General features: G+C 49.0%; 11 protein-coding genes. 9 read left to right on the plus strand and 2 right to left on the minus strand.

The features are described 5' to 3' along the window. A partial coding sequence (locus H8S02_RS12080; RefSeq protein ID WP_186970729.1) for a tripartite tricarboxylate transporter permease occupies positions 1-1,513 on the plus strand: 1,513 nt, incomplete at its 5' end. 91 nt (positions 1,514-1,604) lie between these two features. Then, positions 1,605-3,185: a hypothetical protein gene (locus tag H8S02_RS12085; protein WP_186970730.1), complete on the plus strand. Its 1,581-nt coding sequence runs from the start codon at positions 1,605-1,607 to the stop codon at positions 3,183-3,185. Between the two features lie 184 nt (positions 3,186-3,369). On the opposite strand, the gene H8S02_RS12090 is transcribed toward H8S02_RS12085, so the two are convergent. Then, a complete protein-coding gene (locus tag H8S02_RS12090; protein WP_186970731.1) occupies positions 3,370-3,981 on the minus strand; it encodes a recombinase family protein in 612 nt (203 codons plus the stop codon). A gap of 278 nt (positions 3,982-4,259) precedes the next feature. Between H8S02_RS12090 and H8S02_RS12095 the strand changes: the two genes are divergently transcribed. The 7 genes from H8S02_RS12095 (at position 4,260) to H8S02_RS12125 (ending at position 14,573) form a co-directional block, all read left to right on the plus strand. Then, positions 4,260-4,850 (plus strand): XRE family transcriptional regulator, encoded by a 591-nt coding sequence (locus H8S02_RS12095; protein ID WP_207722127.1) that lies wholly within the window; start codon positions 4,260-4,262, stop codon positions 4,848-4,850. A 640-nt stretch (positions 4,851-5,490) separates the two neighbouring features. Next, the gene (locus tag H8S02_RS12100) at positions 5,491-6,549 is read left to right on the plus strand and encodes a Fic family protein (RefSeq protein WP_186970733.1); all 1,059 of its coding nucleotides are present in this window, start codon (positions 5,491-5,493) and stop codon (positions 6,547-6,549) included. Then, on the plus strand, positions 6,550-8,052 hold the full coding sequence (locus H8S02_RS12105; protein WP_186970734.1) for a type I restriction-modification system subunit M: 1,503 nt from the start codon (positions 6,550-6,552) through the stop codon (positions 8,050-8,052). Positions 8,053-8,063: 11 nt separating this feature from the next. Continuing rightward, on the plus strand, positions 8,064-9,197 hold the full coding sequence (locus H8S02_RS12110) for a restriction endonuclease subunit S (protein WP_186970735.1): 1,134 nt from the start codon (positions 8,064-8,066) through the stop codon (positions 9,195-9,197). 10 nt (positions 9,198-9,207) lie between these two features. Then, entirely contained in the window at positions 9,208-10,203 is a 996-nt protein-coding gene (locus tag H8S02_RS12115) for a DUF2806 domain-containing protein (protein ID WP_186970736.1), read from the plus strand. A 37-nt stretch (positions 10,204-10,240) separates the two neighbouring features. Next, the gene (locus H8S02_RS12120; RefSeq protein WP_186970737.1) at positions 10,241-13,534 is read left to right on the plus strand and encodes a DEAD/DEAH box helicase family protein; all 3,294 of its coding nucleotides are present in this window, start codon (positions 10,241-10,243) and stop codon (positions 13,532-13,534) included. A gap of 28 nt (positions 13,535-13,562) precedes the next feature. Further along, positions 13,563-14,573 carry a DUF2971 domain-containing protein gene (locus tag H8S02_RS12125; RefSeq protein WP_186970738.1) on the plus strand — a complete coding sequence of 337 codons (1,011 nt, stop codon included), beginning with the start codon at positions 13,563-13,565 and terminating at the stop codon, positions 14,571-14,573. A gap of 134 nt (positions 14,574-14,707) precedes the next feature. Here H8S02_RS12125 and H8S02_RS12130 read toward each other — a convergent pair whose 3' ends face one another. Beyond that, complete coding sequence (locus tag H8S02_RS12130; RefSeq protein WP_186970739.1) at positions 14,708-15,079, minus strand: hypothetical protein; 372 nt, start codon at positions 15,077-15,079, stop codon at positions 14,708-14,710. Positions 15,080-16,213: the final 1,134 nt, after the last annotated feature.

Below are 16,213 nucleotides of genomic sequence, written 5' to 3' on the forward strand. Positions count from 1 at the left end.
CATGGATCTATTTTTACAGGGACTGCATCTTCTTTTGAACTGGCAGCACTTTCTTATCATTCCGGTCGGCCTCGCGCTCGGCATCGTTGTCGGCGCTATCCCGGGCCTGACCTCTGACCTCGGCATCATTCTCTGTATTCCGCTGACCTACGGCATGGAGCCGACCACGGCGATCCTCATGCTGTTGGCGATCTACTGCGGCGGTACCTACGGCGGCTCTATCACCGCGATCCTGATCAACACGCCGGGCACCTCGGCGAACGCCGCAACGCTGTTCGACGGCTATCCGATGGCGCGCAAAGGTCAGGCATATAAAGCCTTGTCGATGGCGTTGTTTGCGTCAACCATAGGCGGCCTGCTCAGTGCGTTCGCGCTGCTGTTCCTCGCGCCGCAGATCGCAAAAATTACCCTGCTGTTCGGCCCGGCGGAGTATCTGGCGCTTGCCGTATTCGGTCTGTCGGTCATTTCCGGTGTATCGAACAAGAACATTTTCAAGGGTCTGATCGGCGCCTGCATCGGTATCTTCATGTCCACCATCGGCATGGACAACATCAGCGGCACGACCCGTTTCACCTTCGGCAATCTCAATCTGATGAGTGGTATCGACCTCATCATTGCACTGATCGGTCTGTTTGCAATTTCCGAGATTATGATGAAATCGCAGTACAACCCGAAGCGCGACCACAAGGAAGTCAGCGCAGCCTCCATCACCAAGGACAAGATCACCAGGGAAGAATACAAGCGCTGCCGCAAGCCGATCCTGCTCGGCTCACTCATCGGCATCATCATCGGCGCGACACCGGGCACCGGCGGCGGTCTGGCGGCGTTTATCTCCTACAACCAGACCAAGCAGGCCTCCAAGCATCCGGAAACCTTCGGCGAAGGCGAGATCGAAGGTGTTGCAGCCTCCGAGTCCGCGAACAACGGCGCGTGCGGCGCAACCATGATCCCGATGCTGACGCTCGGCGTACCGGGCGACGGCGCGACCGCTATCCTGATGGGCGCGTTCATGATCCACGGCATGGTCCCCGGCCCGATGCTGTTCAAGGAGCAGGGCAATATTCTGTACGCGATCATGCTCGGCCTGATCGTTGTCAACGTGTTCATGTACATCATCGGCAGCGTATTCACCAAATTTTACGCGCACATCACCCGTGTTCCGTATGAGATTCTGGCGTGCATCGTTCTGACCTTCTGCATCGCAGGTTCGTACTCGACCAATAACCGTCTGTATGATATTTATATCATCCTGATCTTCGGTATCATCTCCTACTTCCTGCGCCGCATGGATTTCCAGCTGGTTCCGATCCTTCTGGGCATCGTGCTTGGCCCTCTGGCTGAAAACAATTTCCGCCGCGCACTGCTGCTGTCCGACGGCAGCCTGAGCATCTTTGTGACCCGCCCGATCAGCCTGCTGTTCCTCGTGATCGCAGTCGCATCGGTTTCGGTATTCGCGTGGAAAAACCACAAAGCCAAGGTCGCAGAAAAGCTCGCAAAGCAGAATAAAGCGTAACTGTTACTCTCTCTTTTTACTTTAAGGCAGCGCTGTACTTTCCCTGGTCGGTGCTGCCTTAAAAATATGAATTTGGAAAGGATAGTATAACATGCAGAAAACCCGTTTGAAGATTTTAAGCAGTATTATTTCTGTTTCTATGCTCTGCACGCTGAATGCAGGCGCATTTGATATTGCGCCCCGTATGACGTACCGTACAAATGAAGTCAAATTTACCTCCGCTTCCGATATTACCATTGTGGACGGCACCTATACGCTCAATGATTTGAGCATTACCGACGGACAGGACCCGCAGAACCGAAATTATGCAGGCAAGGTCGTTTCTCTGTCTGACGGAAAATTTACCTTTGATGTCGGTCGAAGCGGCTCTGCAAAAGTCGCGAACTGGTTCAATGATCAGATGTCCGGCTATAACAGCGACTCGGTGAATGGCGACCGAACAACATTCGATCATACGGCCGACACACTGAATTTTGCTTTTGTCGGTCAGTTAAACCTCACCATTCAGAACGCACAAATGCCGCAGGGCGAAACCGTCACGTTCCCCGATGTCGGTATTGCACAGGGAAGTACGACTTTCAGTAACAACTGGTGGTTCGGCCAGACCTGCGGTCAGCATACAAAAGACAGCGATGGATCCGATTCTATCCTTGCGCTCGGCTCGACCGAGAAAGGCGAAACGGTATATGCTTCTTTCCTGCGCGGCGGCAACGGCACGAATGAAATTACGCTTTCTGCACTTGCCATTCCGGAAATCGCACGCACCAAGCCGGCGCAGCTTGAAAACGTTCAGAAAGCGTTTGCTGCTCTGCCCTTGAACGGCAGCAAAACCAATCTGAGCGGCTTCCCCGGAAGCTACGACCCGACAGTAAACCACATTCAGGGATATACGCCATATGTAGATCAGAACGGAAACGCTTATTCTCTCCTGACGCACAGTGTTTCTACTGCTTCCTATGCGCATATTGTGGCCGGTTTAACGAACGGCAGTGAAAAAACCGGTTTCAAAACCTATCTTGAGGGCTGGAAGCATCCGGGCGGTATTCAGGTCATGGGCGACTATCTTTTTGTTCCCTCCGAACAGGATACCGCCGCTCATGTTGATCTGTACGATCTGCGCTCGCTTAAAGTTGGCGAGCTGCGCCGTGTAGAGGGGTTTGATCTGTCTGTCGGACATAAAGCCGGTGCGCTCGGTGTCACGCAGTATACGGCCGCAGACGGTACGGAATATTATGTACTGATGGTCGCGCATCTGGACGGCGAAAACAGCGTCTATCACGTATACCGCGCCAATGCTGCGCAGGGTCTCGAAAACGCGCAGTTTGAAGATGTTGGCAGCTTCCCGTTTGATAAGGATTTTCAGGGCATCGGTCTGGTAACTGAAGCGAACACCAACGATATCTATATGATCGGTCTATGGTCCATAACTAGCGGTGCAACCTTCGATGATTATGCTTATCTGTATCAGCTCGATACAACGTCCTGGACCCTCAGTGATGAACTGCAAAAAGTCCATATGACCAGTACCGGCGGCGCAGCCGGTGTCATGGGCGTTCATTTCCGCTATGGCGCCAGCGTTTACGTCAATGATTCTGGTCATCTGATGCTTTCCGCAACCGAACGCAACTCGGTTCTCGGCAGTGCATTAACCGTGAATGACTGGATTGAATAATATATCAACTCAATAGCCGCTTCCATAAAAGTTCTCCTAAAAAAATCTCCTGCTTCCGCATTCTGAAAGCAGGAGATTTTTAGCATTAAAAGTGAATTTGTTCGTTCTGCCGCCGCTTTTGCGACAGTATTTTCAGAAACCACTGGTTAGCTGATTGCTGTATCAAATCGTAACTCTAGTATTATTACAAAGGAGCGCTGTTCTTGCTGTTAAAATAGAGAATATCCGCGTTTCTCCTCTTCTTCTCCCGGATGAGCGTGGACTTGCTGATGCCGGTCAATTTGACGACCTGCGCGTAGGAATGGTCATCGAGCAGCGTCATCGCATGGTCGAGCTGCTCGGCATCGAATTTGGGCGGGCGGCCTTCACGGAAATTCGGGTCGGTGGCGCGCGCGACCGCCTTGCCCTCCTGCGTGCGCTGCACGATCATGTCGCGCTCGAACTGCGCGAACGACAGCAGCACGTTACGCAGCAGCGTGTTCACCGAGTCGTTGGACAGGATGCCGAGGTTCAGCACGTTGATGGTCACGCCCTCGTCGATCATATCGGTGATGAGGCCGGACGCCTGCGACACCGACCGCGCGAGGCGGTCGAGCTTGGTGACGATGAGCACATCGCCGCGTCGCAGCTGCGCGCGCAGCCTGTCGAACTCCGGGCGCTCGATCTTCGTGCCGGTGAAGGTGTCCGTGTAAATTTTTTCCGCGCCCGCCGCCGTCAGCGCCGCCTGCTGCGCGTCCAGACTGTTGCCGTCGCGCGCCTGCGTCTTGGTCGAGACTCTCGCGTAGCCGAATGTCATGTAAATTCCCCCGTTTTCCCGGTTTTGACACCGCGAGTTTTGAATATAGGTTTTGATATCTCTATTATAACTTATGACGCTGAGTTTTGCAACCGGTAGCGAAACTTTTGTGATTTGAACATTCTTTTTAAAGCGGATTTTCCGATCCGCTTTGTTGTCATGCCCTGATGTCGCAAAAGACAGCACACAGCTTGCTCTGGCTTTGCTGTGTGCTGTCTTTGTGAGGTTCCTTACTTGCTAACTAAGTGACATTGAACACAGCTCTACATGAGCTGCATTTGAGTGATGCTTCGATTGATATATTAAGAACAGGCAAGTTCAACCACCGGCTGCTGTCGGAGCTGATCTGCCACAAGGATTTCCAGCGCTTCATGCTGGATGCTGAGATTTACGTTGACCGGATCGCGGATATGCGGGTCAACGATATGAATGCCGTGCTGGAAGCCGTCCGGCAGATGGCATTGATGAAAAACGGCGGTGAGGAAAATGACCTGCACCTGCGGACGTTAGAAGTGGCGCAGATTCGGGAAGATGAATATTTCGGAAGATTGATTGCGGATGATCTGAAAGGTATTCTCCGTGACATTCGGAGTGAACACCGCCCCGACACCATGACCGCGGATGAAGTCTCCTTTGCAGAAAATATACAGAACCAATTACAGGATGCAATGAACTTTGAGGGCAGTTCCGAGGAAAGGCAAATTCGGTCATTCCTTGCTACGTTCGGCATTGATTATGACAAACTCTCGAAAGAGCAGTTCGTCTCACTGATTGAAATACTCAAACTGTCCAAGTACCTGAAAAGCCCCATCAGCCAGCGCGGGAAAACGACCATGACCCACGGCAAGGGAAAACGGAAGAAGCGCTGAAACAACGGCGGCGCTGCGGCGGGACGGGGCTTTTATATACCTCTGCTTCCTTTTCCGGACAGTCGGATTTTGCTTCTCAAAAATCCTGCATTTGTACCGCAACCCGCGTCACAAAATCCGCCTATCCTCCTGCCGCTGAAAAGCGTCTGCCAACCGCTATCTGTCCGTACAGCAGATGGCGAAGCCAGCCCCTTTCCAGTGTCAGCCGGAAGCAAAGGTATAACACACTAGACTTTCCTACGGAAAATCGTGTGCCAACAGGGATGCTGCGCGCCCCTATTGGAAACCCTGCGTCAAAGGGGATTTTCCCCTCTGAACTCCCCATATTTTCTTCGCAGACGGGTACCCAAACTGTAAAAACGCAGTTTGGAACACCTGCTCAGAAAATGCAAAAGGAAGTCCGTACCGATGAGTAGCGGACTTCCTTTTTTGCTGACAATCTGAAATCGTTACGATACAGCTTTCGATTGTCAGCGCCGGCGAGGGGACATGATGCGTAGCAGACGACAGCCAAATTCTAATTTTATCATTAATGCAAAAATGAGAAAATTGATATTGACAGCGATGTAATTCAAGGATATACTATAATTACATCATTCGATAAGATTTGATGAAATTGAAATTCAAATGAGGGCAGTGCATGAGAGCGTTCGACTTCAAAACAGAATACAACAAATTGCTGACGCCAGAGATCGTGGCCTACCTGACGCAGATTCACGAATACAAGGGGCAGCAAAATCTCTTTATCGAGGCTAAAGCGGATGCGTTGTCTGAACTTCTGGAAGTTGCGAAAATTCAGAGCACAGAGGCATCTAACCGCATCGAGGGAATTATCACCACGGATGACAGACTGAAGAAAATCGTGCGTGATAAAACAATGCCAAAAACTCGCAGTGAAAAAGAGATTGCCGGATACCGCGATGTGCTTGCAACGATTCATGAAAGCCATGACTATATCCCGCCAAAGCCGTCCATCATTTTGCAGCTTCACCGGGATCTGTACAAATACAGCGGGAAGTCCATCGGCGGCTGCTTCAAAAATTCGGATAACGTGATTGCCGAAGAACTGCCGGACGGTCAGCAGATTGTCCGGTTTGAGCCTGTTCCTGCGTGGGAAACGCCGGAGGCTATTACGGCGCTGTGCAGCGCATTTGAAGCGGCTACGCAGGATGCTGAACTCGACCCGTTGCTGCTGATTCCCATCTTTATACTGGATTTTCTCTGCATCCACCCCTTCAATGACGGGAATGGCCGCATGAGCAGGCTCCTGACGCTGCTGCTCCTGTACCGCTCCGGCTATATCGTGGGCAAGTATATCAGCATTGAGAAATTGATTTCCGACACCAAGGAAACATATTACGAAGCTTTGCAGCAGAGTTCATACAACTGGCATGAGGGAACCAACGACTATGCCCCCTTTGTCACCTATATGCTGGGTGTTCTGGTGGCGGCGTACCGGGATTTCGAGAGCCGGATCGAGCTGCTGACCACCAAGGGCCTGTCCAAGCCCGACCGTGTGCGGGAGATCATCAAGAACCACCTCGGCAAGATCACCAAGAGTGAAATCAAGGCCAAATGCCCGGATATCAGCCAGATCACCGTCCAGCGCGCACTGGCGGATTTGATAAAGTCTGGAGAAATCTTGAAAATCGGCGGCGGACGCTACACTTCTTATACTTGGAACAGGGAGAGAGAATAAATGATTACAGGTGAACTGAAAAACAAAATCGACAGCCTCTGGGATATTTTTGCGGCGGGCGGACTGGTGAACCCGCTGGATGTTATTGAGCAGATCACCTATATGATGTTCATCCATGATCTGGATGACGCCGACAATCTCCGGACCAAGGAAGCTGCCATGCTGGGACTGCCGTATCAGAGCATTTTTGCGGATGAGGTGCAGGTCGGTGACCGTACCATCGACGGCCAGCAGCTTAAGTGGAGTGTATTCCACGATTTCCCCGCCGGAAAGATGTACAGCGTAATGCAGGAGTGGGTGTTTCCGTTCATCAAGAACCTCCACGGGGATAAGAACAGCGCCTATTCCAAGTACATGGACGATGCCATTTTCAAGCTGCCCACGCCGCTTCTGCTATCCAAAGTGGTGGATGCGCTGGACGAGATTTATCGCCTGATGAACGAATCTCAGGCGGTGGATGTGCGGGGCGATACCTATGAATATCTGCTCAGCAAAATCAGCCAGTCCGGCCGTAACGGTCAGTTCCGTACCCCACGCCATATTATCCGCATGATGGTGGAGTTGATGGACCCGAAAGCCGATGACGTGATCTGCGACCCGGCCTGCGGTACTTCGGGTTTCTTGGTCTCGGCAGGCGAATACCTGAAGGAGCACCGCAAAGAAGAAATCTTCTTCAACCGCCAGAAGAAGGATCACTATATGAACCACATGTTTTTCGGCTACGACATGGACAGAACCATGCTCCGCATCGGCGCGATGAACATGATGACCCACGGCATTGACAATCCCTTTATCGAATACCGGGACAGCTTGTCCGATCAGAACCCGGACAAGGAAAAGTATTCTCTGATTCTTGCCAACCCGCCGTTCAAGGGCAGCCTGGACGCAGACACCGTGTCGGCGGATCTGCTGAAAGTCTGCAAGACCAAGAAAACGGAACTGCTGTTTCTGGCTCTGTTTCTGCGGATGCTCCGCATCGGCGGACGCTGCGCCTGCATCGTCCCGGACGGCGTGCTGTTCGGCTCGTCCACGGCACACAAAGCCATCCGCAAAGAGCTGGTGGACGGCAACCGGCTGGAGGCCGTGATCTCCATGCCCTCCGGCGTGTTCAAGCCCTACGCAGGGGTGTCTACCGCGGTGCTGATCTTCACCAAGACCGGCCACGGTGGTACAGACAATGTGTGGTTCTATGATATGACCGCCGACGGCTTTTCGCTGGACGATAAGCGCAGCCCGGTGGCAGACAACGATATCCCTGATATCATTGCACGGTTCCGCAATCTGGATGCCGAAAAAGACCGCCAGCGCACGGAAAAATCCTTCTTCGTGCCCAAGGCGGAGATCGTAGAAAATGGCTATGACCTGTCCATAAATAAATACAAGAAAACCGAGTATAAGCCCGTGGAGTATCCGCCGACCAGCGAGATTTTGGCCCAGCTGAGAGAGTTGGAACTGGAGATTGGTGAGGAAATGAGCAAGCTGGAAGAGCTGCTTGGATTGTAATGGAGTGAAATATGGCGAAATATAAACTGGGTGATATAGCCCCCATTCAGCAAGGAAGTGTTCCAGAAAGCGAATCATATTGGCTGCTAAATCTAGATATGGTGGAAAGCAACACAGGGCATATCTATGAGCGTTTGTATGTTCCTTTCGATAAAGTCGGAACCTCAACCATCGCATTTGATACTAATAATGTTCTCTATTCTAAATTACGTCCATATCTAAACAAAGTTGTTATCCCTGATTGCCCTGGGTATGCAACTTCAGAAATGCTTCCACTGAAGCCTAATAAAAACTATATTACGAGAGAATATCTTACATATTTTCTACGGTCACCAAAATTTGTGGCATATATAAACGAAAAAACAAGCGGTGCCAAAATGCCACGGGCCAATAGTTCAGATTTAAAATCTGTAGAGATAGAATGCCCCACATTAGAAAATCAGCGACATATTACCAGCGAATTTGATAGAATAATCTCAATCGTTCGATTGCGTCAACAGCAGCTTCAAAAGATGGACGAGCTTGTCAAAGCCCGATTTGTCGAGATGTTTGGTGATCCAATGACTGATATTTCCAAGTGGAGCACATCGACTATCGGAGAGCAGTTCAATGTGACTAGCGGTGGAACTCCCGCCACAGGAGAAAAGGCATATTGGGAAAATGGAACAATCCCCTGGATAGGTTCTAACATGTGCCAAGACACGATACTGAGTGGAAATGACGGGAAATTCATTACAGAAGAAGGTTACACACATTCGTCAGCAAAATGGTTTCATAAAGGAACGGTGCTGGTTGCATTGGTTGGCGCGACCATCGGGAAAACCGCATTACTGCGATTTGATACCACAACCAACCAGAATATCGCAGCAATTGATGTAAACAATAATGTAGCATTTTCATCAGAATTCGTTTTCTATCACATGCAGATGCTCTATTCAAAGTTCATGGAGATAGGGAGCGGAAAGTTTAAAATGGCAAATCAAGGATTTATACGGCAGTTACCTTTAATTTGCCCCCCGATTGAACTGCAGGATCAATTCGCGGCCTTCGTCGAGCAGACCGACAAATCAAAAGTTGCCGTACAGAAGGCATTGGACGAAGCACAGCTGCTGTTTGACAGTCTGATGCAGAAATATTTTGGGTGAGGTGTATATTATGGGAGAAGCACTTGAAATAGCAAAGGTATTAGTAGCCCCAACCACGAAGTTGATTGAAATGGTTGGACAAGCAATCGGTACGGCATATGAACCCCGACAAAAGCGAAAACTTGCCGATGCTACAGCATACGAAATAAGTGTTATTGGGGAAGCAATGCGGAATGCCGCTGATGTACCTATCGTTTATGACAAAAATGGTGTAGTAATAAACTCGGAAGATTTTAATCGACTAATGCAAAGAACCGGAACTAGATTAGCCCTTCAGGAAGCAACGAAACAGTTAAATATAGAAAATATTATTGACAATGCTTATGAGATATTAGAGAAGGAAGAAAAGTGCTCTGATGACCCTGTGGAACAAGGATGGATAAATAGGTTTTTTGATTCTGTTGCAGGTATTTCAGATGAGGATTTACAAAATCTTTGGGGCAAAGTGTTAGCAGGTGAAATTAAACAACCAAATTCATACTCCCTCCGCACATTGGACACATTGAAGAATATTTCAAAACATGAAGCAGAATTGTTTCAAAAAATAGCACCATTTATTCTCGAAAGGAATAGCAGTTTCTTTCTGCCATCGTCCAACGAGTTACTAGAAAAATACAATATTGCCTATAGAGACATAATGATTTTGGACGAATGCGGTTTAATTAACTCTGGCGGCTTTGTCTCTCTCAATCTGTCGGTGTCTAATACAAAGCCTGAGTTTATGTACAATAAAACAAAATTGGTGATGGTATATGGCACAAAATCAGATGAAAACGTCATTTCTATTGGGGAATTTGAATTGACAAGGGCAGGAAAAGAATTATTTGCTTTATTGGATAGTATTCCCAATGATGAATATGTGGTTGATTTTGCAGATGAAGTTGAAAAAGAGAACCACGGTTCGGTGAAAATATCCATATATCAGATAAATTCCATAGAAGAAGCTCAAATCAATTATCAATTAACCGCTTTACACACGTTTCCTATAAATAGCGAAGAAAAGTAAATCAACATTGTAATAATAGCATGTGAGGTGACACACAATGACCAACTTTGATATTTTCGCTGCAAACCCGCAATTTGACCCTTTTGCCTCCGTTGCGGTTTCCGCTGAGCGGATTCTACATATCGATCCTTCTGCCTGCGTATTGAACTGCCGCAGGGCGATGGAGTTTGCCGTGAAGTGGATGTATTCCGTGGACAAGGCGCTGGTCATGCCTTATCAGGATTCTCTGGTGAGTCTCATGAATACCGAAGACTTCCGGGACATCGTGGGCGCGGACATCTGGCGGCGGATGGATCTGATCCGTCGCATGGGCAACAACGCCGCCCACACCGGCAAGAAAATCACCGAAGAGCAGGCGGCGCTGTGTCTGGAAAATCTCTATATTCTTCTGGATTTTGTGGCGTACTGCTACGGCGAGAACTACACCGAAGGACATTTCGACCATGCGCTGCTGACGCAGAAAAGCGAAGTTTCCGCCGAGCCGGTGCAGGAAGTGCCGGAGGTGGAGCTCGCCGCGCTGATGGCGGAAAACGCTGCGCTGAAGGAGGAACTCACCGCCCGTCGCGCCGAGCAGCAGCAGACCTATGTGCCAAAGCCCCTCGACCTGTCCGAATACAAGACCCGCAAGCTGTATATCGACACCATGCTCACAGATGCGGGCTGGACGGAGGGCAAGGACTGGCTGAACGAAGTCGAACTGCCCGGTATGCCCAACAAATCCGAGGTCGGCTATGCGGACTATGTGCTCTACGGTGATGATGGACGCCCCTTGGCAGTGGTGGAGGCCAAGCGCACCTGCGTGGACGTAGCTAAGGGCCGCCAGCAGGCAAAGCTCTACGCCGATCTGTTGGAGAAAAAGTATCACCGCCGCCCGGTCATCTTCCTGACCAACGGCTTTGAGACCCGCATCACGGACAATCTGTATCCTGAGCGGAAATGTGCGGCCATTTACTCCAAACGTGATCTGGAGAAGCTCTTCAATCTCCAGAGTATGCGGACGAGCCTGAAAAATGTCATGGTGGACCGCAAGATCGCCGGGCGCTACTATCAGGAGGGGGCAATCAAGGCTGCCTGCGACGCCTTTGCCCGGAACCGCCGCAAGGCGCTGCTGGTCATGGCCACCGGTTCCGGAAAAACGAGAACTGTCATCGCCCTATGCGATGTGCTGCTCCAACACGGCTGGGTGAAGAATATTCTCTTCCTTGCTGACCGCAACAGTCTGGTGACGCAGGCCAAGCGCAGCTTTGTGAATTTGCTGCCCGATCTCTCCGTTACCAATCTCTGCGAGGAGAAGGACAACTACACAGCCCACTGTGTGTTTTCCACCTATCAGACCATGTACAATGTTATTGACAGCGTGCAGGATGAAGAGGGTAAGCTTTTCACCTGCGGACATTTCGATTTGGTCATCTGTGACGAAGCTCACCGCTCCGTTTACAACAAGTACCGGGATATTTTCAACTACTTTGATGCCCCGCTGGTGGGACTGACGGCCACGCCCAAGGACGAGATCGACAAGAACACCTATGAGATATTTGAACTAGAAAACGGCGTACCCACCTATGGCTATGAACTGGCGCAGGCGGTGAAGGACGGGTATCTGGTGGATTTCCTATCGGTAGAGACGAAGCTGAAATTTATTGAACAGGGCATCGTTTACGATGAGCTTTCCGACGAGGACAAGCAGGCCTATGAGGACACCTTCGAAGATGAAAACGGAGAATTACCGGAGCGCATTGCGTCCTCGGCGCTGAACGAATGGATTTTCAATGAAGACACCATCCGACAGGTACTGAACACGCTGATGATCCACGGTCTGACCATCGACTACGGCAGTAAGCTGGGCAAAACGATCATCTTTGCAAAAAATCACACCCATGCGGAGAAAATCCTCGCGGTTTTCAATAAAGAATACCCGCACCTTCCCGGCTTTGCCAAGGTCATTGATAACTATATGACTTACGCCCAGAGCGCGATTGACGAGTTCTCCGATCCGAAAAAGCTGCCGCAAATCGCCATTTCCGTGGATATGCTGGACACCGGCATCGACGTGCCGGAGGTGCTGAATCTGGTGTTCTTTAAAAAGGTCATGAGCAAAGCGAAGTTCTGGCAGATGATTGGGCGTGGCACCCGTCTGTGTCCGGGGCTGATGGATGGTAAGGATAAGGACAAGTTCTATATTTTTGACTTCTGCGGCAACTTTGAGTTCTTTCGCATGAACAAGGGCAGACCTACCGCCAATATGATCGCCCTGCAAGGCGCAATCTTTCATCTGAAGGCCCAAATTGCCTTCAAATTGCAGGACTTGGCGTATCAGACAACGGATCTGATTGCCTTCCGCAAGACGCTGGTGGAGGACATGGTGCGCAAGGTGCGGGAACTGAACAAAGAGAACTTTGCTGTCCGCCAGCATTTAAAATATGTAGAGCGGTATGCAGAACCGGACAGCTATAGCGCTCTGACCTATGAGGATACCTTGCTCATAGGTCAAGAGCTTGCGCCGCTTATTACACCGGAAGAGGACGATGCCAAAGCGCTGCGGTTCGACGCGCTGCTATACGGCATCGAGCTTGCGTACCTGGCGGGAAAGAAGTATGGCAAGGCGCGGAGCGATCTGTTTAAAAAGGTCTCTGCCGTTGCAGCTGTGGCAAATATTCCGGAGATCATGGTGCAGGCTGAGCTGATTGACAAGATTTTGCATACGGACTATGTGGAGACCGCCGGAATCAATGAATTTGAGTACATCCGGGAGAATCTGCGCGACCTCATCAAGTATATTCCGGTCAGTAAAGTGCGCTATGATACGAATTTTGATGACGAAATTCTGTCTGTGGACTGGAAAGAATCTGAGCTGGAAAACGACGATCTGAAGAACTACAAGGCCAAGGCGGAATTCTACGTGCGTCAGCACATGAATGACGCCGTTATTGCCAAACTAAAGGGTAATGTCCCTTTGACTGTGGAAGATGTGCAGGCGTTGGAGAAAGCACTCTGGAGCGAGGTCGGTACGAAACAGGATTATGTGGCTGAGTACGGCCAGAAGCCGCTGGGCGAGTTCGTGCGAGAAATCGTCGGGGTTGACATGAACGCGGCAAAGGAGGCGTTTGCGCAGTATCTGAACGATGCCAGCTTGGACAGCAGGCAGATTTACTTCGTAAACCAGATTGTGGAGTACATTGTTCATAACGGCATGATGAAAGATATGTCCGTTTTGCAGGAAGCACCGTTTACCGACTACGGCAGCATCGTGGAAGTGTTCACAGACCTGTCCGTGTGGGCAGGCATCCGACAGGCGATTGAACGGGTCAATGCCAATGCGCTGGCGGCGTGAATGCGGTGGAAGATAGGGGGCTGAAAGAATGAATGCACAAGAACGAGAAGCGTTCTGGAAAACTTTATGCGCATTACCCGGACTTGACCTATCACAGGATGCAAAACAACTGATGGCAGCGATACGGTTTCCGAAACTTTTATTTCGCTATCGTCCTGTCAATCTTAATAGCTTGGAAGCACTTCGTACAAATAGGCTCTATTTTTCTTCGGCAAACTATTATGACGATCCCTTTGATACATTTTTACATATTGATATTGACTCTATTCACCAAGAACTTCTGACGGCATTTCAAACTCGTGAAAGCACAGAAGCAGTCACAGAAGGTGTCAAGGACATTCTTGGCGGCATGCTGACTGAAGAGCAGAAAGCCTTTTTTACAGCTGACAATGTGACAAAGATGCTTTCAAATGGACTCGTCGAAAATTTTCTTAGTTCTGCGCTTGCATTGCGAGATGAGATAAAGAAAGACACTTGGTCTATTTGCTTTTCCGAGAATGGTTTTAATGAGGTTCTCTGGCTAAAATACGCAGACCAACACAGAGGCTTTGTTCAGATTTATGATCTTGAAAAGAAAGAAAACTATTTATGCGGGAAACAGGAAAAATGTCAAAACTGTGGAATCAAAAATTTCGGCACACCGTTATATCCCATCTACTATTCGAACGCTCCGTATAATGCTACTAATTTCGCAAAACTTGTAATGCTGAACAAGATCGGCGAAATTTCTGATACGACAATTTCCAAATATCTGTATGATAGCGTGGGGAATGGTACATGGGAAAGAGAAAGAACAACGCTGATCAAGAGGAAATGCCATGAATACGATGAAGAATGGCGTATGATAACTGCTTGCCCAATGAAGCCGCCAGTTATGATGGAATGGATTCCAAGCGGAATTATCCTGGGTTTAAGAATGGGAGTAAAGGAAGAAAATCTTGTTGTCAGCATGGCAAGAGAAGCTGGAATCAAAGATATTTATAAATCGATCATTGATTCAAAAAACAGGCTAAATGCCGTACCAGTGACACCTAAGTAGTGCAAAGGCGCGTATAACAATTACCCTTACTAACCCTATTGACACAAAGAAAATCGCCCGAATCCGTTGCGCTGCAATAGATTCGGGCGATTCGTTTCCATGATTCATCCCTCTCGGATACCTACGGTCGCCATTCATATTTTCGTCATTATGTACTCCCCCCACCCCTGCCTCTTAGCCAAATCATCCATCGCTGCGCAGAACCGCTCCCACCGTGCCAATGTTATCTGTGACGGATTGACATTGTGGATGCCCACGATATCACCGCACTGCGGAACGATATAGCTGTTGCCCTCGGTCAGCAGAAGAAGCCGCGCACGCATGGCGCCTTCTTCGCCGATAGCCTGCAGGTAATCTCCGTCGTCCAGAATACGGAAAAGCGGTGCGAACTTATGCTTTTGCAGGCGGAATCGTTCGGACTTCACGATGTTGTCCCCAAATGTATGCCCGCCCATGATTTTAGGCTGTTTCTGAGAACCAAACGGGTTTCTATCTGTTAATGCCATTTATGCTCTGATGCTCCTTATTACAATGATACGGTCGATGGACCGTCCTGTCACCCACTTGAATTTCCGTGAAGACTGTCCGCCCAAGTTCAACACCGGACAGCTTGACCATGCAATCATTCTGCTTATCGACCATTCGCATACACAAATCGTCAAACTGTCCATTATCAGCAAGTCCACGCTCATCCACAAGAAAAAACGGAGAGGCACTTTGATTTACAAACGACAAAGGTCAACTATTATTATTGTCGATATTCTGCAACGTCAGCATTTATAAACATTGACCAGAATAACATTTGCTGTTAAATCGAGCGTGTGAGAAAAACTCTGTAAATAAGATTCTTCTATGATAATTAAGGGCGATGAGCTTATGGATTAGGCTTGTCGCTTTTGTCTTATATATAACAGTTGTATGCAGATATATCAAGAGCAGGCGGTTTCCCGCCTGTCTTCTTGACCGGTCTTCCAATTATTCAGGTAAACGTCCTTCGTACATATGCACCTACACAAATAATGTACCCCCCTCTGCAAGAGGAATCTTTTCGTAACAACCAATTTGGTCATTTCCGGTGAATTGCTTCCGTCCCATGGGTGCACGATCTGTGTAGATACCCTACATTATTTGTGTAGGGTGTGCTTTGAGATACCTCTTTTGAATAGCATTAATTATTCGTGGAATGTGCCATTCTCGCGTATTTAATCGTTACAGAGATTGATATTGTTCAAAATTTCATTTCAGATAAGAGAAGGTATCTACACAAATAATGTACCCCTCTGCAAGAAAAATCTTTGCGTAACAACCAAATTTGTCATTCTCGTTGATTAGTGCCCGTCCTATGGGCGCACAATCTGTGTAGATACCCTACATTATTTGTGTATGGTGTGTTTTGAGAGGCTTCATTTTAAAGGCATATTATATTCACGAAATGTGCTATTCTGCCGCATTGATTCATTCCAGAGGTTGATATTGTTCAGAATTATGTTCCGGATAAAAGGAGGTATCTACACAAATAATGTACCTCCCCTGCGACAATGATTCTTGCGAAACCACCAATTTGGTCATTCCCGCTGCATTGCGCTCGTCCCAGGGGGTGCACGATTTGTGTAGATACCCTACATTATTTGTGTAGGGTG

Origin of the sequence: Agathobaculum hominis (assembly GCF_014288055.1) — a bacterium.
Lineage (GTDB): Bacteria > Bacillota > Clostridia > Oscillospirales > Butyricicoccaceae > Agathobaculum > Agathobaculum hominis.

Coding starts and splice junctions, on each gene's coding strand:
- H8S02_RS12105 (WP_186970734.1), top strand. CDS start 6,550: ATGATTACAGGTGAACTGAAAAACAAAATCGACAGCCTCTGGGATATT.
- H8S02_RS12115 (WP_186970736.1), top strand. CDS start 9,208: ATGGGAGAAGCACTTGAAATAGCAAAGGTATTAGTAGCCCCAACCACG.
- H8S02_RS12085 (WP_186970730.1), top strand. CDS start 1,605: ATGCAGAAAACCCGTTTGAAGATTTTAAGCAGTATTATTTCTGTTTCT.
- H8S02_RS12090 (WP_186970731.1), bottom strand. CDS start 3,981: ATGACATTCGGCTACGCGAGAGTCTCGACCAAGACGCAGGCGCGCGAC.
- H8S02_RS12100 (WP_186970733.1), top strand. CDS start 5,491: ATGAGAGCGTTCGACTTCAAAACAGAATACAACAAATTGCTGACGCCA.
- H8S02_RS12130 (WP_186970739.1), bottom strand. CDS start 15,079: ATGGCATTAACAGATAGAAACCCGTTTGGTTCTCAGAAACAGCCTAAA.
- H8S02_RS12125 (WP_186970738.1), top strand. CDS start 13,563: ATGAATGCACAAGAACGAGAAGCGTTCTGGAAAACTTTATGCGCATTA.
- H8S02_RS12110 (WP_186970735.1), top strand. CDS start 8,064: ATGGCGAAATATAAACTGGGTGATATAGCCCCCATTCAGCAAGGAAGT.
- H8S02_RS12120 (WP_186970737.1), top strand. CDS start 10,241: ATGACCAACTTTGATATTTTCGCTGCAAACCCGCAATTTGACCCTTTT.